Source organism: Candidatus Vicinibacter affinis (assembly GCA_016714365.1).
In the GTDB taxonomy this organism is placed as follows: Bacteria; Bacteroidota; Bacteroidia; order Chitinophagales; family Saprospiraceae; genus Vicinibacter; species Vicinibacter affinis.
Window position 1 is genome coordinate 313,575 of the sequence record JADJNH010000006.1, and the last position, 18,567, is coordinate 332,141.

Annotated in this window: 17 protein-coding genes; 9 read left to right on the forward strand and 8 right to left on the reverse strand. The window is 36.0% G+C overall.

Going from position 1 to position 18,567, the window contains the following annotated elements; genetic code table 11:
- Positions 1-87 precede the first annotated feature (87 nt).
- Entirely contained in the window at positions 88-369 is a 282-nt protein-coding gene (locus IPJ53_14455) for a hypothetical protein (protein ID MBK7800300.1), read from the reverse strand.
- Between the two features lie 5 nt (positions 370-374).
- Positions 375-803 carry a transposase gene (locus IPJ53_14460; GenBank protein ID MBK7800301.1) on the reverse strand — a complete coding sequence of 143 codons (429 nt, stop codon included), beginning with the start codon at positions 801-803 and terminating at the stop codon, positions 375-377.
- Between the two features lie 967 nt (positions 804-1,770).
- Here IPJ53_14460 and IPJ53_14465 point away from each other — a divergent pair.
- Both IPJ53_14465 and feoB read left to right on the forward strand, forming a co-directional pair.
- On the forward strand, positions 1,771-1,977 hold the full coding sequence (locus tag IPJ53_14465; GenBank protein MBK7800302.1) for a ferrous iron transport protein A: 207 nt from the start codon (positions 1,771-1,773) through the stop codon (positions 1,975-1,977).
- A complete protein-coding gene (gene feoB / locus IPJ53_14470) occupies positions 1,964-4,063 on the forward strand; it encodes a ferrous iron transport protein B (GenBank protein MBK7800303.1) in 2,100 nt (699 codons plus the stop codon). Before IPJ53_14465 ends, feoB begins: the two co-directional genes overlap by 14 nt.
- Positions 4,064-4,073: 10 nt before the next feature.
- Here the strand turns inward: feoB and IPJ53_14475 are convergent, their stop codons facing one another.
- Positions 4,074-4,496 carry a hypothetical protein gene (locus IPJ53_14475; protein ID MBK7800304.1) on the reverse strand — a complete coding sequence of 141 codons (423 nt, stop codon included), beginning with the start codon at positions 4,494-4,496 and terminating at the stop codon, positions 4,074-4,076.
- Positions 4,497-4,580: 84 nt separating this feature from the next.
- On the opposite strand from IPJ53_14475, the gene mnmE reads away from it, so the two are divergent.
- Positions 4,581-5,969: a tRNA uridine-5-carboxymethylaminomethyl(34) synthesis GTPase MnmE gene (gene mnmE / locus IPJ53_14480; GenBank protein ID MBK7800305.1), complete on the forward strand. Its 1,389-nt coding sequence runs from the start codon at positions 4,581-4,583 to the stop codon at positions 5,967-5,969.
- Between the two features lie 218 nt (positions 5,970-6,187).
- Complete coding sequence (locus tag IPJ53_14485) at positions 6,188-7,333, forward strand: hypothetical protein (protein ID MBK7800306.1); 1,146 nt, start codon at positions 6,188-6,190, stop codon at positions 7,331-7,333.
- Between the two features lie 123 nt (positions 7,334-7,456).
- Here IPJ53_14485 and IPJ53_14490 read toward each other — a convergent pair whose 3' ends face one another.
- Positions 7,457-8,827 carry a hypothetical protein gene (locus IPJ53_14490; GenBank protein ID MBK7800307.1) on the reverse strand — a complete coding sequence of 457 codons (1,371 nt, stop codon included), beginning with the start codon at positions 8,825-8,827 and terminating at the stop codon, positions 7,457-7,459.
- A 271-nt stretch (positions 8,828-9,098) separates the two neighbouring features.
- Between IPJ53_14490 and IPJ53_14495 the strand changes: the two genes are divergently transcribed.
- Both IPJ53_14495 and IPJ53_14500 read left to right on the forward strand, forming a co-directional pair.
- The gene (locus IPJ53_14495; protein MBK7800308.1) at positions 9,099-10,466 is read left to right on the forward strand and encodes a T9SS type A sorting domain-containing protein; all 1,368 of its coding nucleotides are present in this window, start codon (positions 9,099-9,101) and stop codon (positions 10,464-10,466) included.
- Between the two features lie 11 nt (positions 10,467-10,477).
- Positions 10,478-10,846 carry a hypothetical protein gene (locus IPJ53_14500; protein MBK7800309.1) on the forward strand — a complete coding sequence of 123 codons (369 nt, stop codon included), beginning with the start codon at positions 10,478-10,480 and terminating at the stop codon, positions 10,844-10,846.
- Positions 10,847-10,868: 22 nt separating this feature from the next.
- Here the strand turns inward: IPJ53_14500 and IPJ53_14505 are convergent, their stop codons facing one another.
- The 3 genes from IPJ53_14505 to IPJ53_14515 form a co-directional block, all read right to left on the reverse strand.
- Complete coding sequence (locus IPJ53_14505) at positions 10,869-11,144, reverse strand: hypothetical protein (GenBank protein MBK7800310.1); 276 nt, start codon at positions 11,142-11,144, stop codon at positions 10,869-10,871.
- A gap of 179 nt (positions 11,145-11,323) precedes the next feature.
- Positions 11,324-11,626 (reverse strand): ATP-binding protein, encoded by a 303-nt coding sequence (locus tag IPJ53_14510; protein ID MBK7800311.1) that lies wholly within the window; start codon positions 11,624-11,626, stop codon positions 11,324-11,326.
- 3 nt (positions 11,627-11,629) lie between these two features.
- Positions 11,630-11,806, reverse strand: a complete 177-nt coding sequence (locus IPJ53_14515) for an ATP-binding protein (GenBank protein ID MBK7800312.1) — start codon at positions 11,804-11,806, stop codon at positions 11,630-11,632.
- Positions 11,807-12,750: 944 nt separating this feature from the next.
- Between IPJ53_14515 and IPJ53_14520 the strand changes: the two genes are divergently transcribed.
- Genes IPJ53_14520 through IPJ53_14530 form a run of 3 tightly spaced genes read left to right on the forward strand, consistent with a single transcriptional unit; the run spans position 12,751 to position 17,454 of the window.
- Positions 12,751-15,504 (forward strand): hypothetical protein, encoded by a 2,754-nt coding sequence (locus IPJ53_14520; protein ID MBK7800313.1) that lies wholly within the window; start codon positions 12,751-12,753, stop codon positions 15,502-15,504.
- Positions 15,505-15,507: 3 nt separating this feature from the next.
- Entirely contained in the window at positions 15,508-17,085 is a 1,578-nt protein-coding gene (locus IPJ53_14525) for a metallophosphoesterase (GenBank protein ID MBK7800314.1), read from the forward strand.
- Between the two features lie 3 nt (positions 17,086-17,088).
- A complete protein-coding gene (locus IPJ53_14530) occupies positions 17,089-17,454 on the forward strand; it encodes a hypothetical protein (protein MBK7800315.1) in 366 nt (121 codons plus the stop codon).
- Between the two features lie 302 nt (positions 17,455-17,756).
- Here IPJ53_14530 and IPJ53_14535 read toward each other — a convergent pair whose 3' ends face one another.
- Positions 17,757-18,530, reverse strand: a complete 774-nt coding sequence (locus IPJ53_14535) for a response regulator transcription factor (protein MBK7800316.1) — start codon at positions 18,528-18,530, stop codon at positions 17,757-17,759.
- Positions 18,531-18,567 lie beyond the last annotated feature (37 nt).

The window sequence follows — 18,567 nt, forward strand, 5'->3', positions numbered from 1 at the left end:
CTTTTCTTTTTTTGGGGCTCCACAAATGTATCTACTCCGGATTTTTCACGAAGATGCTCTTCTATTTTAGCATCGCATTCCTTTAGCTTAAAGATGATAGAATTGATATATTGAATAACTTTGCTCTAGTTCAAAAACGTGTTCTTCTTTCCAAACCCCCGTTAAGGATTTTATAATACCCTCTTTTTTATGAGCTCTAATTCTACTATCGCAACAAGATGCTAATATCTCTGCGTTTCGTTCACCAGCTATGATGGATTTTATGATCTCTTGTCCAGATTTACCTGTAATATCCGCAATAACATGTTGTATTTTAATATTCATTTGTTCTAAAGCTTTATGCATCATGCGAATATGTGTAGCTGACATTTCAATTAAATTTTTCGATGACGCATATATGCTCTTAATTTACGAGTAAACTTATCGGGTTGAAAACTTGCAGATAATAATCCGCAACTGTGTAATTGACGTATCCAATCAGCATCGCTAACATCTGTTTTCTTTCCTCTTACATTTTTTACATGTTTAGCTGTAACTAATACAACATCAAAACCCGCATCTTCTAATACTAAAAATAAACTTACCCAGTAAATACCGGTAGCCTCCATAGCAACTGTATCTACTTTGCATTCTTTTAAAAACACAACTAGGGCGTGTAAGTCTTCAGTAAAGGCGCCAAAGGCTCTTATTGGTTTTTCAGTGGATTCAGGATTAACTGCTACATAATGTTCTTTGCTTGATATATCTATACCTGCCGCGTTAGGATAAATAATCGGAAATGCTTTTGTTTTTTTTTCTTTCATTTTCTTAAAATTTTAAAGTGAATAAAACGAAAGCAGTGTTAAGGTTCTGAGTAATTATCGTATAAGCTCTTAAACGGGGTTTCGCCAAAGGCGAACCACCAAAATGGATTGTCATTCAAAGAACACTACCAAACTTGATAAGGGGCTGCGAGCACCATAACAAAAAACGGTTTTTGTAAACACTGCTTTACATCTCGCAAGTTACTTTAAAGGATTGAGAGCGGAGCCGCTGTTATAAACTTAATACAAAAAAGAACCAAAAAAAATCAAGGCTGTTTTCATTTCTTAACGCCAAAACTAACTTAAAAAGCTAAACAAAATAAACTCGCCATATGCAGTAATAATAGCGCTTGGCCTTACTGTCATACATGTTTTAGATTTTCTGCATGCGAGCTCAAACAGTATTTTGTTCTAAACGCTTTTTAAATCAGTTTTAGCTAAAATGAAAAAGGCCGGGATGAATTTCTCTTTCGATATCCATATGATGAGGTATCGAAATCTATTTAATTCAACTATTAAAGCTGCTTAATTTCTAATTAATCCCCCTAAAATATACCGGACTCAATATTTTCATTCTCTGGTAAATTGATCATGCTTAAGGCTTTTGGGGATAGTTTAAACCCGCTTTTAACGCGGCTGAATGTAATTTTGAACAATTATTCAAACTTATTGAGAACCAGTTGCAAGAATTTATGTTTGGTACATGAGATTATTATTAGATTTTGGTTGACAAGGAAACAGAGTTTTAAGAGGGTTTGACAAAAACCCGGAAGAGAATGTCGCATTAAGTAAGCCTGACGAACAAACATTTCGTCAGGCTTTTTTAATAAAATATTAAAGATCATAAATTTAAATATTAATTTTTTATTTCATATATTTTTAGTGCCGAATGTAGTCAATGGTATTGGCCCTTGCGGTTTTGATTGATTACTTTTGCGATTCCTAATTGGACCAACACGTGCAAAGAGTGATTCAATCGATTCTACATGAGGCCCTGGCTCTGAGGCTTCTGACCCTGGGCATATACCCGGGAAAGAAAATTGAATTAATCCGTCAGGCTCCCTTCAAGGGGGCTTGCTATGTGCAGGTTGACGACTCCGTTTACGTGTTGAGGAAAGAGGAATGGGATGCAATCGTTTTTCAAAAAACCGAAGATACAGATGGCCTCTCCTAAAATAGCATTTGTAGGTAATCCCAATTGTGGAAAATCGAGCCTGTTCAACTTGCTCACCGGATTGAACCAGAAGGTTGGGAATTTCCCGGGCGTTACGGTAGATGGCAAAAATGCGCTGTACAAAAGTTCCTCCGGCAAAACCCTGGAGTTGATAGATCTTCCGGGAGCCTACAGCCTTTACCCCATCTCCATGGATGAATCCATTCTGTCCAGGGCATTGATTTATGAATCCGATGCCAATCATCCGGATGCAGTCATCTATGTGGCAGACATTCGTTTTCTGGACAAGCAATTGATGATGTTAACGCAGGTACTTGATCTGGGATTACCGGTACTCATATGCCTCACCAACACTGATCTTTATCACCCCGTCATGACGGAAGCCTGGGTGAAGTTGTTGGAAGAAAAAACCCAATGCGACGTAATTCCCATCAGCAACCGGACCAAAGAAAACATCGAATTGGTGCGGGCTCAAGTGGATTCCTATGCACAAAATCCTATTTTCAGAAATAAGGCCGGTCTTTTCTACCAACTGGATAAAGAAACTAAATCACTTTTGGCAGCCGGTGAAATCAGCTCAGAAGATAAGAACCATTACATATCGTATCTGAAATGTCATCCTTCGCTTTCGGGAGAGAATAAGACATTGGTATTCCCGGAATCGGATTCTATCAAAAGACAAATACAGGAAACGCTTAGCAGGTACCGATTGATAGAAGATTGGAATTTTCAAATTCTTCAGGCACACTCAGATCAAAAGGACAGCACCAAAACACGCATCAGCTTTACTAAAAAAATAGATGCCGTATTGACGCATCCATGGTGGGGAATGGTCATTTTTATTTGGGTGGTGTTCCTCATGTTCCAGATGATTTTCAGTTTTGCCAGTTTCCCAATGGACGCCATCGATTACACCTTTGCTTTAATCGCAGATCAGTTGGATCAGGCATTGCCCCAGGCTTGGTGGTCCGACTTACTGATCAATGGCATTCTACCCGGACTTGCAGGGGTGTTGGTTTTCATTCCCCAGATTGCTTTGCTCTTCATGGTCCTTTCCTTGTTAGAAGAAGTAGGTTATATGGCCAGGGTTGTGTATTTATTGGACCACATTCTGATAAAATTCGGACTCAACGGGAGATCTGTCATGGGTTTAATTTCAGGTGGGGCCTGCGCCATTCCTGCAATCATGTCCACCAGAAGCATCAGCAATCCCAGAGAGCGACTCATCACTTCCTTTGTGATCCCGCTCATTCCTTGTTCGGCAAGGATTCCCGTCTATGCAGCCCTCATAGGATTTATTGTTCCTGCGCAATATTATTTCGGCGTGGTGAATTTGCAGGGACTTGTTTTTATGGGATTGTATTTTACCGGAATATCCATGGCCCTGATTACCGCATTTGTTATTCATAAATTTGCCGGGCATGAGGAAAAGAGTATTCTGGCCATGCCGCTCCCCACTTATCAGTGGCCCCAATTGACACAGGTTATCCTGGTCGTTCTGGATAAAATAAAGAGTTTTGTGATAGAAGCGGGCAAGGTCATTTTTATGATTTCTGTAGTGCTTTGGTTTCTGGCCTCTTTTTCATTCCCCGGCGAACAAGAAAAGACCAGGATGCAAGCCAGGACAGAAGCCGGTAATTTGAATATGAATGCAGACGAGACGAAGCATTATGTTGCTTCCCAATTACTGGAACATTCTTTTGCAGGAAAAATTGGAAAAAGTATCGAGCCTTTCATTGCACCGCTGGGCTTTGACTGGAAGATAGGCATTGCGTTGATTACCTCTTTTGCTGCAAGGGAGGTTTTCGTGGGCACCATGAGCACGATTTACAGCCTGGGGCCGGATTCCGATGTCAACACTTTGAAAGAAAAAATGGCATTGGAAAAGGACCAGAATGGGGACAAATTTTATACCCCTAAAAGATCGCTGTCTCTGGTATTATTTTATGCTTTCGCGATGCAATGCATGAGCACTATGGCTGTCATGCGAAGGGAAACAGGCCGATGGAAATGGGCTCTCCTTCAATTCTTATACATGGGGGCACTGGCCTACCTGAGCAGCCTGTTGGTTTTTCAATTCTTGTAATAGATTTTATCTAAAACGAGGGATCTACTTTGTACACAATGTACTTGGTCTCACCGATGAAGAAGATTTTGAAGTATTTTTCCTTGTAGAACAAAGTCACTTTCTGACCACTTTCTGAAGCCTTTCGTACCTGATCTGCCACATAGGCATCACTCACGGAAAAAATCCAAACGTTGTCCACGGGACGATTGGTTCCGGTAGCACCACCAAAAAATCCAAAATTCAATTCCCCCTCATAAGTTTTAAAAATATAACCTTTGTGACTTATTTTGGTCACGTATCCCGTCCTGGAGCCGTCACTGTAGTTTGCGAGCAGGATAAAAGCCATGAATGCGATGAAAGCCACGAAAGCAAAAATCAACAATCGCCTGAACCATTTTGCCGTTGTCCTTCCTGCTTGTTTGATGTTTTCTTTGATACTCAGATTTTCCATAGGGTAAAGCTAATTAGAAATAATCATTGGTTTTAACTCCATTTACACCTTAATCAACATAGATTTGTGAAACAAAATTCCATTTTGGATTACAATAATTCTAAAACGACCATTGTAGCAATTGCCACTCCTGAAGGGGTTGGTGCTGTTGGCATGATCAGGCTTTCCGGACCGGAAGCATTTAACATTGCAGATCAAGTTTTCAAAGGAAAAAAAATATCCCAACAAAAAAGTCACACTGCACATTTGGGAAGAATAATTGATGAGCAAGCCATGACTTTGGATGAAGTACTTGCCACTGTTTTTAAAGGTCCCCATTCGTATACCGGCGAAAATATTGTGGAGTTATCCTGCCATGGCTCATCTTACGTCTTGAAGGAAATTCTGGAGCTGTTAATTAGGAAAGGAGCTGTAATGGCGAGGCCGGGAGAATTCACACAGCGGGCTTTTCTGAACGGCAAACTGGATCTTTCTCAAGCCGAGGCTGTTGCAGATCTGATCGCATCGGAATCTGAAGCGGCCCACCGTCTGGCGATGAGTCAACTTAAAGGAGGCATCAAGAATGAAATCGCAGAACTTAGAAATCAATTGCTCAATTTTGCCAGTCTGATCGAACTGGAACTGGATTTTGCAGAAGAGGATGTTGAATTTGCGGACCGGACCCAATTCAAACAATTGTTGCATGCAGCTTTGCATAAAATAGATTCACTCCACCAGAGTTTTGTTTTGGGTAATGCAGTAAAAAATGGAATCAGCACCGTGATAGCAGGTAGACCCAATGCAGGTAAATCAACTTTGCTGAATGCCTTGCTCGAAGAGGAGCGTGCCATCGTATCAGACATAGCCGGAACCACCCGCGATACCATTGAAGAAAAAATGAACATCAACGGAGTGCTCTTTCGTTTTATTGACACTGCAGGAATCAGAGAAGCACAAGATCAAATTGAAGCGATGGGTGTGCAACGCACCATGGAAAAGATCGATGAATCCACTGTATTGATTTATGTCTTTGATGTGGTCAAAACTTCCAAAGAAGAGATGTGGCAGGAAGTACACAGCCTCCTTCGTCCAGATCAAAAATTACTGGTTGTAGCGAACAAAATGGATCTTAATCCCTACATTGACTATGAACATTTTGTCCATGACAAAATACGCAAAGAAAACATCATTGCCTGCTCTGCAAAAAATCTGATGAACATTCCCTACCTGAAAGAAAAACTTTATGAACTTGCCATCGGGGATCAAAAAATACAAAACATCAGCATTGCCATCAATGCCCGTCACCGTCAGGCCCTGGAAGCTGCAGCAATAAATTTGAGAGAAGTCCTCAGTGGTCTTGACACTCATCTGGAAACCGATTTACTTGCACAGTCCATTCGCCAAGCACTCTATCATCTTGCAGAAATCAGTGGAGCGATTTCTAATGAAGAGATACTGGGGAATATCTTTGGGAAGTTTTGTATCGGAAAGTAATCGCAGAAAAGGGGTAAGAAAGCAGAAAGATGACTGAAGTTTACAAAGGGGTATATGGATCAAGATCAATTTGGCAAATTTTTACACCATTTGTGGATATTTTATTTCTTTTTATAAAATATTATTTATATTTGAATAGTAATTTATTTCCGTTTTAGTAAGTGAGTAACTTGTAGACGGAGAATTTATGTACAAATGGATGAATTAAAAATTTAATCATGAATAAATACCTCCTTGTTGTTTTGCTTCATACATTCTATTTAGCATCATTAATAAGTCAATCTTATCCTTTCAGGCTAATATCCGATAGGACCACTGAATCTTTGCTTATTGACGTTCCTCATAAATCAATGAAAGACAAATTTCAAATTTTTTCTGACGAAAGTTATCTAACGGTTAGCAGATTGAACTTAAATCTCAATTATAATAATTCTGCAAATGAGCTTACTGAATCGCATATATTAATTGGTGATCTAAATCCTCATTTTTACCTTTTTAATAAGACCGGATCCTTTCTAAGAAATTTGTTAATTGACATTAATCCTCATTTTGTTTTTCGGATATTGGATCAATTCAGTGGTCCTGTGAGAACACCCAGTGCTAATCCTGGATTTAAATTATATTATTTTGCAGATAAATGGGAGAAAACTAAGATTAAAAAGGCTATAACAATTGGATATTATCATTTATCAAATGGACAAGATGCACACCCATTAGCCGATTCGGTTAAACTAGATCCTAAATTTGCTTATATTAATCAAGGTAAACACTTTAATAGATATAATGGAAATTTTTCCACAAATTACTTAACATTTGGATTTAATTTATTTTGGGATAAAGAATATGATACTCCAAAGTCAACTAAAATAAATGTAGTTTCTTCTAGATTATTTAGGAATTTGAATTACCCAGAATTACCTCTTTCTTCTACGGTGTCTTCATTTAGTATAAACACAGAATTGCACACTAAAAACTTTGGAAATTCGAATATCGCTATATTAGCCTATGAACCAGAATTAATAGGATATTATTCATTTTTACGTGCTGGATTAACCTATAAATTAATTAGAACATACAATTCGGAAATAATAAATGGTTTAGCTAAAACAATTAACCAAAGAGAATATGATAGATTTAAAATTTACGTAAACGTAGCACTAGACAAAATAAATAAATTACCTAATTACGATTTTTTTTCTAGAATAAATGCAGAGATAAGTTACCATATGCGTTTGCCATATAGTGATTTTGTATCTTGGTATGCCAAAATGGGATTTTATGGTTCTGATCCTTATAATATTTATTTAGAAGATAGAATATTCTATGCTCAACTGGGTTTAGCCATTGGTAGCTTTATTTTCTGATATGAGTTCTGAAATAATAATTACTATTTGAAATAACTCTATCAACAAATAACAGGTTAAATTGTGTGTCGTTAGACTTCCTCATAAACGTTTACAAAAAATAAATTAGAAATATTGGTAGATTTATATTTTTACAAAAGATTTATTTGACAATTTTCCATTATTTAAAAAAAACACATAATAAAATCCTGAGGGCAATTTTTCAATACTAATGAAATTTTCTTTTTGTAATACTTGCCATTCAACTAAAGTCATTCCAAATGAATTGACGATTGAATATTTACAATCTTCTATATCAGCCAGTAAATTAATAACCTCTAAAGTGTTTATAGCTGGGTTTGGACGCAATTCAATATTTTTTGTATCAGTTTTATTATTATCGGTGTTCAAGGTTACACATTCAACTTTAATGTGTTCATATTTTGGAACTATAGTTCCATCTCCTAATTGTCCATTCACATTTGCCCCAGCTGCCCAAAGGGTATTATCTGATCTTAATATCATTGTATGTCGATAACCATTTGCCATATCTAAATAAGTCCTTGTTGAATCTATTAATTTAGGAACTCGTTTTTGCGTCAATGTTCCATCTCCGATTTGACCGTTATCATTGTTGCCCCATAGCCAGATCGTTCCATTTTTTTTAATACCTATTGAATTATTCTCTCCTGCTTCAATACTTTTCCAATCATTAGATGTTCCTATTTTAGTTGCAATTTGAACAGACTGTATGTCACCATTACCCAATTTACCTGCATTATCTCCCCATGCCCATAAAGTTCCATCAAATTTTAATGCAAGTACATGTCTATTGGTCAAACTTATGTGATCCCAATCTTTTGCCAAACCGATTTGTTTGGGTACACTACTACTTGCCGTTGTCCCATCACCATAATACCCCCATCCATTAAATCCCCACGCCCACCTTGTTCCATCAGATTTTATGGCAACTGAAAGTTCTGCCCCAGCAGCAACTTCCTTCCAAGTTGTGTCCTTACTGATTTGCACAGGAGAATTTCTGTTTATTATTGTTCCATCGCCTAATTGACTGTATTTATTTTCACCCCATGCCCATAAAGTACCATCATCTTTTATAGCTATCACATGGTGCTCACCACAGGATACTGTTTTCCAGGTTTCAGTCCCAATTCTAGCCCAAGTATCGATATCTGAATTATTTCCATTTCCTAAAGTTCCAACAGAATTATTGCCACAAGCCCATAGACTACCATCTTTCTTTATTCCAAAACTGAAATTTAGAGTTGCAAACATTTGATCCCAATTAGTTGAAGTATCTAATTTAACAGGCTTGTAGATGTACCCGTTTAATCTTGCCCCCAAATGCTTGCCCCCTCTACCCCAACCCCACAAAGTGCCATCTGTACGAATACATAGGGTGTAATCATCCCCAGCTGTAACTGTAGCCCAGCACTGGGAATAACTCAAAGATTGGAAAGAAATTAATAAAACTAGAGTAGCTATGAATTTTAACATAGATAATAATTTAAGGAAGACAACGTATTGAATGTGAATTTACATAATCCTGTTGAATTATAGTTTGAATTAGATATTTATGGTATATAATTTTAGAATTTAAGGTATCGAAAAAATAGTATCATTTAATGGCTGCATATTCTTTCTGCCTACTATATTGAGTAAGTCCAATTTAATACATTTTTAAAACATCATTAAAAAATCATCAATACCACATTAATACAGATGTGAAATATTATGTAACTTGGCAAAAATTATTAAAAAACTTGTTATGAAATACCTGCTTATTCTGCTATTTTTAAATACTTCATATTTACTTAATGCTCAATGTTGGTCCGATTTATCTATAGGACGGTCCCACGTTTTGGCTTTAAAATCAGATGGAAGTATTTGGACGTGGGGAGAAAACAGATATGGACAACTTGGAATTAGAAACACTGTTGATCATAATAAACCAGTTCAGGTTGGTTTAGACAAAGACTGGAAAAGTATTGAAACTGGTTCAGACAATTGTTTTGCAATCAAAAATGATGGTACTTTATGGGCTTGGGGATATAATTCGGCTGGTGAATTAGGTATAGAATCAATGAGTACTTATAAGAACAAGCCTATTCAAGTGGGCTTGGATAAAGATTGGGAATTTGTTTCTTCAGGTTCAGGTTCAACCTTCGGAATCAAGAAAGATGGAACACTATGGGGATGGGGAGCAATATTTTTTGCTACATCTAACCAATTAAAACCTATTCAATATGAATCTGAAAATAATTGGAAATCTGTTTCAAATTGCTCAGAACACATTTTGTTTCTTAAAAATAATGGGACATTATGGTCAATTGGGAAGAATTATTATGGCCAATTAGGCATTGGTATTTATTCCAATGGAGTTGATACTTTAAGTCAAATTGGATTTAATGACGATTGGGAGCTTGTCCATTCAAGTCCTGGAGTTTCCTTTGGTTTGGTTGCTGGTGGTGCGCTTTGGATTTGGGGAAGACTTAATAATAATCAAAATAGACAATGGAATATGCCTGTTGACCTCTATGTAAATAAACACTATTGGAATAATATTACTGCAAACACTTTTAATTTTTTTGGTGTGAGAAATGATGGCTCCCTTTGGGGTTGCGGTAATAATGACTACGGTCAACTATCCAACGGTTCCAAAGATATTTATAATGACCCAACACAAATTGGCTCTGAAAACAACTGGAAAAAAGTTGTAGTTGGCACTTATGGAAATACCTTCGCAATTAAAAAAGATGGAACTTTATGGGCTTGTGGACTAAATGACTTAGGGCAATTAGGTATTGGAAGTAATACTGATACATTAGCATTTACCCAGATAATTTGCCCAGTTGTCAATTCAGTTGGCAACCTAAATTCAGTCGAATCAGAAATTTCAATTTATCCGAATCCAGTAGATAATATTCTAACAATTGATTTTGGAGTAGCGAGCTCTCTTCCCCTGAATATTTCAATAAGTGATGTGAATGGTAATTGTCTATATTCAAAAAAATTAGACATTTTAGAATATGATCAGCAATGGGTAATTGATATGAGTTCTTTTGCAACCGGGCTTTATTTCGTAAAAGTTAACTTTAAAAAAGACTTTGTTACTAACAAGTTTATTAAGATATAAAAAATGATTTTATGAATGAAGAAAATAAAGTACTAATTATTAGGCAGTTAGATATTCTTCAAAATAAATTGCCTCTTTATAAAAGTAATTTAAGGTCATTAAAGAGAATGAAAACAAAACATATATCTTCTAAAAATGGGGTAAGTATGGCTGAGCTAGAAACAATAAATATTAGTATATTGAATGAATATAAAACGGCAATGCAATTCATTCTTGATATAATGAGTGGCGAAGCTAATTGGATCGATCTAGGAAATGGAATTTACATTGGAATTATTGGCGATTCTGTTATTTTAAACCCTTCAAATAATATTAATGATATAATGATTTCAGAAGGGATGATAGATCAGTCTCAATATACCATATACAAAACTTTATAAGTGATTATATTTTTTTTACCAGCTAAGGACAATCGTGACATCCAATATTGCTAACAAACTCAAATTTTTCGTCTAGTTTTTGCTCCATTTCCAATTTACTTATTCCACATAATTGATTTATATCACATAAGTCATTTATGTCATCAGATAATGAAGTTTTAAACAAATCAAAACAACCCGATTTTTGAATAGAAGGGCATACCGTTAATTTAAAATATCCACCTCCTTTCTTGCAATTGCCAGTAAATTCATGGCAAACACACTCATCAATACATTTTTGTAAATTGAATTTATTCATATTAAAGCTTTAAACAAATATAACAAAATAAATTAAGGAAATGATACACAAATTTATACAATATTATATTAAATTATCAAACTTGTAAAATCCGGTCAAACTTACTCACCTTTCCGGCTCAAGCTGACCCACCCCCAGAAGGTCTAAAGAAATGATGTCATAAAGGTAAAAAAATGGAATTAAGATTTTTTACGTAATGAATCTCCTTTGAGTTCAAATCTATTATGTTTGGCAGTAAGCCGGTTTAAAATTGTATCTGCCAATGTAGGGTCGTTTAAATAATCATACCAATTTTTGATAGGTAGTTGTGAGTCAATAATCGTAGAACTTTTACCATAGCAATCTTCCAGTATCTGAAGCAATACCAGCCTCAAATTATTGTCAAAAGAAACTAGGCCAAAATCATCCAAGATGATTAAATCCAATTTTAGAAGATAGTAAAGGAGTTTGTTGAATGTTCCATCAAGCTTGCTTATGCTGATGCGTTAATAAAATCGAATCATATTAAAGTAACTCACTTTATACCCCATACTGCTAGCCTGGTGACCTATAGCACAGGGTAGATAGCTCTTTCCTGCGCCAGTAGCTCCTGAGATGAGAATGTTTTCTGATTTTTTAATCAAGGAACAATCTAAGAGTATGGAGATTATTTCCTTTGTCAGGTTTCTTTGTGTTGAACTTAGGTGTAGATTATTTCAATAATATTGATTATTTGCGCTTTATAAAATAAATATATATTATCAGTGGTTAGAACCGGTTTGTCGAATGCATGTTCAAGTCTCTTCTTTAGTTCTGTAAGGATAGTTTCGAACAAATATAACTTCTACATATTATAATTATTTTCTTACTTTACTCCAGGGGTGAGGGTAATTGTAAGCAATATTTTTTGGGATTCTCGGCAAGGATGCTTGTTCTAATGGTCCTAGTCATTATGTGTTGCGAAAGTCGAATAATTTTTTTATAAATTTATTACTTGGAGTCAACAACGTTTGATAAACAATTAAAACTTCCAGATCTTTTGGATTCACTTCTAATCATATTTCAGAGGGTTATGGGTGTTTTTAAATCGCTTTTTTCCATCTGGTGGCATTTTTTCTTTCGGGTCTCACTTATACAACATCTGTATTATAGGTAGAATAAATCAAAGTTACGTACATCAAGATAAGATGTAATTTCATCGATGCAGAGGTATAAATTTGAAGCTTTATAAAGCGAAAGGATAGTTTTATGGCCAATTTGTACACATTGGTTAGTAATCAGTATTATAATTTAGAAGGATGTTTAAATTTGTTCCATCAATGATTTGATGTGATTAAGGAAAGGAGATTTTTGGGCGGTGAGCTGTGTACTCTTCTTTTTTGGAACTATTTTTAATTTGTCAAAAAATGCGAAACTAGGTTTTATGCTTGATTTCCTTAAATTATGTGATAATCTTTGTATAGGCATGAAATTGATAGCTATGAACGAGATTTTTATAAAACAAATCTATTGATCGTATATAGGCACCGAGTATTTGGAATGCATTAATCCGCAGTCTGGGACACAACCTTAGAAAATCCATGAATATAATTAAGTCGAATAACAATCAGTCCGGGGTCGAATTATAATGAGTGTACATAACTTTGCAATACAAATCGCTTTTGCCACATTTCCTGCAAATGATGCAAAGGGATTTGTCAAAGACAAGTATAAGCTTTTTAGTGATTATGTAAAAAGAACTAATGAGTGTCTTCCTATGAAAGACCAGCTAAGTCCCTGGCTGTATAAACCCCTGACCTATCATTTATTTTCGCCGTTTGATGTGGTTTTTATTTCCCTCGTGGACAATTATAAATTCTGTCAGCGGGTCTTTGATCCGAATTCCGAAAAATTCAATGAAAGCTCCAGTTATCAGGTCATAACCGGAATATTTGATATTGAAACTTGCTCAACAGAAGATCAGAATTGTATTCAGAAAATATTTGCAGAAGGCAAGGTCAATGATTCCCTCAAAGATTTTGTTCATATAACACATTTTAAAGTTAACAATGGCTTATTAATCGGCAATGGCCAACTCATGATTCACGCAGTTATTTTGAAAATCAAGGAACAGCTTAAGGGTGCTCATTTTATGATCTTTAAGTCGTTTAGTTGGTCGGAAATTGTATTGATCCAATTTGGTCAGGATTTCGGAGTGCTTCAGAAAAATATTGTGGACATCAGAGAGTATAAGCTTAAGCATATTTCTCAACATTATGAGTTGGGTACGTTGATTAATCAATCTTTGTACCATTTCTTTATGGGTGATGGTGATTTCGCGGAGAAGGAAAGGAGCATTGAAGATTGTAACATATTTGTAGACTCCCATTCATATAATGGGGTAGAGTTTGGAAAGTTCAATGCCAAGTATAATGAAAATGACTGCGAATATAATCAAGTTAATTTTAAATCTAGTATTGAACTTCAGGTTAAGCCAGGACATATGGGTTACCTCGTTCAAACTCTTAATAGTAAAAAAAATTTATTTGACACAAATCTCGTTAAATTTAAAAATGGAAAAACTGATTATTTACTTAAAGAAGTCGAATATACTAAGTTTATCTCCAATTATAGAATTAACAGGGAGATGCGGCTGCCACATAGCGAATTGCGATATCACATTCGCAAAATGAAGACAAATTACCTTTATGAATTTGAGCCTAAATCCATTAGTGGGTCTGATTTTGGTTTCGTTGATATCTCCACCTTTCTAAGTAAGAAATATTCTATAGCGGTTCATAAGCTTAGGGATAATATAAGATCTCTGAAAATATCAAGACATCTTAGAGAGAAGATAAAAAAAGCATTGTCTAACTATAATAATCTGATAAAGGATACGGTTTTATATGGCGAATTTATTGAATTAAGACGATTTGTAGAATACCTAGTGGAAGAACTTAATCGTGAAGTTAGCCAAGTGGCCCAAAGTCTTAAGAATCCATTGAAATACACAAATGGTGAGGTTGGCCGATGTGACACAGTTCGTGATTTGGAGCTTAAGATCACCCGTCTTTTGGAGGTGTTTGAAGATGCATTCGATAATAGAGTTCATAACAATTATTTGTATGAAGAAATAAATGAATTCAGTATTGATTTTAATAGTGCGATTAACCAAGTCAATACTATACATGACTTCCTTGTCAAGTGCACTAACAACCTTTTGTTTCCATTATCCAAAGATCAAATTATCGTTACCCAAAATGATATCGACTCAAAGTCCAATGCTGTCAATGTCAATTACAATGTATATCATTATCTGGAACCTGCGCTTATTTATACCACACTGATCAAAGAGGTCATGAATGGTTTTTTGTTTAAGGCCGCAGTGATTGATGATGATAGAAAAATCAAATATTTGTATCATCCTGACGAATTTGTAGGTACACGTAGCAGGTTATTGTCTGAACTTAGTGGCTTGCTCAACGATAAACAGTACACATTACTCTCAAAATTTGACTTTCATTATTTCTTTACTGACATAGCAAAGATGAGCATAACCTACTTGTATGATTACGATCTCTATTGGTACTGGAGCTGGACATATTTTCTACAGGATAGCAATCTGTACATGGTTGATGGTTGTGTTAATGATCAACTTTTTCAGAAGGAGCTCCTTCGGGTGTGCCTAATAAAGAATTTATTAGGTAACGATGCTGACAAAGTTGATTTTGTCAAGTGCCCGATTCCAGAGCTATTCGGACATTGGTTGAATCATATCGAGAACTGTGAACTGTTAAGTAAGAATATTCTACAATTGAATTGGTTAAAAGAAAGTGTGAGTGAATTTTCTGGATATATTTTTAGACAGCTTTCTGACTCCATTAATGATCGGCCACCTATTCATTATTGGGGGGGCGGTTGTAATCATGAAAGTGAAATAGGTAGAGCAAACGCTACAGATGCTAACAGGATATCTGTCGGAATTTATACTTTAGTTAGCAAGAAAAATGAGCAATTAGATCACGCAAGCTTATGGCTCCAATATATTAGCACATTGTCTCGCTGTATGTTGGTTAATTATAAGGAAAATAAGCGATTCATACCTGAGCTGATCAGAGAAGATCAGCACATCTACCTGATCATGGCGGTCGGGCATGCATTGTTAAGATCCACTCAACAGTCGCAGAGTAAAATTCGGCTTCTTGCTCGTGACATGCTTAAAGGTACTCCGAAATGTGAGCAGGTGATGCATGACTCTGGCACCATTTTTGTTGATCCGACTGGAGGTTTCTTTTACAATTCTGCGTTACTTCGGTCGGAGAGAATGCAATTGATTAATAATATTATGGAGGACTTGTGGGATCTTGCGATGAGAGATAAAAAAAGACTTTTTGAAGCATAATCTATGGCGAAGAAAAGAATTCTGTGGATAAGTGATATCCATTTAAGTAATGAATTGATTTCTGACACAAAGAAGGCAATTGATAGTTTTATTGAAGCTATAAGAGTTATTGATCCCTCACCGGACTATCTGATAATCACTGGGGATATTGCTTTAGATGGGGAGATGAATGACGCATATGATAATTTTAAATTATTGATCATTGATAAAGTTAAAAAAATATTTACAAAAATTATTGTACTGATCGTGCCTGGCAATCATGATGTGATTTGGTCTCAAGCTAAAAGCTACTTTATTGAAAAATTAATTTCAGGTACAAAATTAAGCGATGTCTTGTTATCCATCGATAAAAGATATTTTCGTTCTTGCTTTAGAGAGTATATCGGATTTCATAAAGCAAATGCATCGGTTCCTATTGATTCTAAATGCTTTAGTCACACATATACAGATGATGAGGAATTGAATTTCATTTGCCTTAATTCTGCCTGGCTGTCGGTCGGCAACCCAGTCCATGAAGCCAACATTAAGATGAGACAGATCCAAAAGACTATAAGCCATGATATTTTTACGGAAGATGGAAAGAGTATGATCTTTTCAGAGTTGGGTAACCAGTCCTACGGCTTTAAAATTAAAGGTATAGTTAGTGAATCGCTAGATAGTATTCGGACCACATTAAGTCATAAGACACTAAGGGATAAGTTTAACATTATTCTTGTTCATCACCCACCAAACAACTGGTTACGGTGGGACGAATTGTATGACGAGGGCGCTACAGTCAAAGGTCCCCTTCATACTTTTATCAAAAGTTGCTCGGTGGATATGGTCTGCTGCGGGCATGAGCACACTTCACAGGTCGAAGGAGGTGTTATCTTTGGTCAGACTTTAGTTCTAAATGGCGGAATGTTTCTTGATCATAGGCAGGAAAATTATACCAATATGTGGTTTAAGCTTCTGGAAATTAATACCGATGAGAAATCTGTTGAGGAAACCCCTTTTTTATATCATCAGGCCGACGAGAAGTGGAATTCGCAATCCGGATTGAAGTATTGTGGATGGAGTTCTGTCTATACAAGAAAATCCGATCAGAACAACAGTAAAGCCCCTGCCAATTCGAATGAGACATGGGATCCGCATACCCAAAAACGTAAAGACCTTGAATTTCATCCTCAAAGTATCCAAGATCTCCTTGAATTCCTCTTGGAGCCAATGCAGGGTCTGCACGTCATCATTGAGCAACTGAGTCGTAAAATGGGCATGAAATCCAATTTAAAGCCAGATGTTGTTGAATTGAACAAGACAAGACAATTAAACATTATTGAATGGGAAGACAAGATTTTGATACTTTTGAGCGTTAACGAAATTTTAAATCTGGCAATTGATAAGAAACATATTAATTTTTTTAGTGATATTTGTACCGTTGTTAAAGAAAGGTTTTTGAAATCAGGCAGTTGCATCGTTTTTTTGTCATATTACTCAATAGACGTAAAAAATGAAGGTTCTGTCGATCGACTTAGCAGTTTAATCCAAAAAGTATTGGTTGGTATCTTCAGAAATTATAACTTTGCAACCCTTAAAATTTAAACAATGAATGCAAAAGACTCATTATCAGAGGCTTTATTGAGTTTGCTCCTCGAACTCGGAAAGATTTTGGCAGACAAGACAGCCTTAGGGGCCGAAGACATAAAGGGCCTTATGACAGCCCATAAGAACGAAACAGAGATTATTGCTCAGGGAGACTTTTTAATGGTGCAAGAAGCGCTTGAAGAGGTTCTTTCACACCACTCCAGCCGATCATCAATGGTCCACTTCTATCTTTCACAGCTTGTTCGAATGATCCGGCTAGGTGCTCGTAAGACAACCACAGTGAGGCCGGAAACACGTGCTTCCACACGTACATTGCCGCTTGAAGCGCTGGATTATAGTTACAATAACGATAAGCGTGGATTTTAACTTCTTAGATTACTTCAAAAGCCAAGAGCTAATAGTAATTAGTTGGATTTTAGATTTGAAGTCTTAGTTGGTATTTAACAATTGACTCATTAAACTAGAATTTCGACTCTCAACAATAGTCAATTGCGTTATAGGTTTAATAAGTATAAATGTAAATTAAGGTTTAAAGACTCCCTTCTCTTACAGCTAATGTAAATGTTCTTGAAAAGTGTAACGAAAGATTGCAAGGGTGAACTATGAATCCACGTTTATGGCTTATAATCTTGAGATGTAAATCAGATTGGAAAATTGGATAAATGAAGTTATTCATGTTCAAAATTTGGGTCTAGCATTGGTAAAAGCAAATTAACGCATTCTCTGGAAATATCCAACTCGAGCTGTCCTCCAATCTTAAGTTCTGCACCGCTGTGCTTTTTTCTCAAGGAATCTATATAGTTTATATTGATGATGTAAGAACGGTGCGCTCTGATAAATTCCTGGTGGTTGAGACGTGATTCGAGAAAACCGATGTTTCTTGATATGAGAAGCTTTTTTCCATCTCGTAATACGGCATTGGTATAGCTTCCTTCAGCTTTGAAATATAATAAATCAGTCGGCTCAACAAAAATCATCTTGCCTTCAGAATATAGACTAATCTTGTTCGGCAGAACTCTCAAAGAGTGCGATGAGCCTATAAATGGATGTTGGAACTCCGTTAACCTTGATTTGATTAACTTGTGCTCTATAGCTCTCTGTATGGCAGAGGTGAGCGAGAGAGGATTGACAGGTTTTAAAAGAAAATCTAACGCCTGAATTTTAAATGCATCAATGGCATGATCTGGCTGTCCAGCTATTATAATGATCTTGAATTTTTTATAAAGTATATTTTGAAGAAATTCAAGAGTTATAACTTCTTCCTCAATGTCAATATCCACAATTAAGACATCAGGATCGAATTCCCGAATCTTTATCTTAGCGTCCCAAATACTTACTGCATTCTCTATGGTCACTATCTCACTCAATGATTGTTCAATAATTTGAACAATGTTAAAAGTCGGATCTCCTTGGTTGGCAATGATTAGTATTCTGGATTTCAATGACTTGGATTAAGTGAATGTTGCATCACAAAGCTAA

Bases quoted from the DNA above. Each gene is read 5' to 3' on its own strand.
- feoB (MBK7800303.1), top strand. From the start codon at position 1,964: ATGGCCTCTCCTAAAATAGCATTTGTAGGTAATCCCAATTGTGGAAAA.
- IPJ53_14475 (MBK7800304.1), bottom strand. From the start codon at position 4,496: ATGGAAAATCTGAGTATCAAAGAAAACATCAAACAAGCAGGAAGGACA.
- IPJ53_14525 (MBK7800314.1), top strand. From the start codon at position 15,508: ATGGCGAAGAAAAGAATTCTGTGGATAAGTGATATCCATTTAAGTAAT.
- IPJ53_14490 (MBK7800307.1), bottom strand. From the start codon at position 8,827: ATGTTAAAATTCATAGCTACTCTAGTTTTATTAATTTCTTTCCAATCT.
- IPJ53_14455 (MBK7800300.1), bottom strand. From the start codon at position 369: ATGTCAGCTACACATATTCGCATGATGCATAAAGCTTTAGAACAAATG.
- IPJ53_14505 (MBK7800310.1), bottom strand. From the start codon at position 11,144: ATGAATAAATTCAATTTACAAAAATGTATTGATGAGTGTGTTTGCCAT.
- IPJ53_14530 (MBK7800315.1), top strand. From the start codon at position 17,089: ATGAATGCAAAAGACTCATTATCAGAGGCTTTATTGAGTTTGCTCCTC.
- IPJ53_14500 (MBK7800309.1), top strand. From the start codon at position 10,478: ATGAATGAAGAAAATAAAGTACTAATTATTAGGCAGTTAGATATTCTT.
- IPJ53_14520 (MBK7800313.1), top strand. From the start codon at position 12,751: ATGAGTGTACATAACTTTGCAATACAAATCGCTTTTGCCACATTTCCT.
- IPJ53_14495 (MBK7800308.1), top strand. From the start codon at position 9,099: ATGAAATACCTGCTTATTCTGCTATTTTTAAATACTTCATATTTACTT.
- IPJ53_14485 (MBK7800306.1), top strand. From the start codon at position 6,188: ATGAATAAATACCTCCTTGTTGTTTTGCTTCATACATTCTATTTAGCA.
- IPJ53_14460 (MBK7800301.1), bottom strand. From the start codon at position 803: ATGAAAGAAAAAAAAACAAAAGCATTTCCGATTATTTATCCTAACGCG.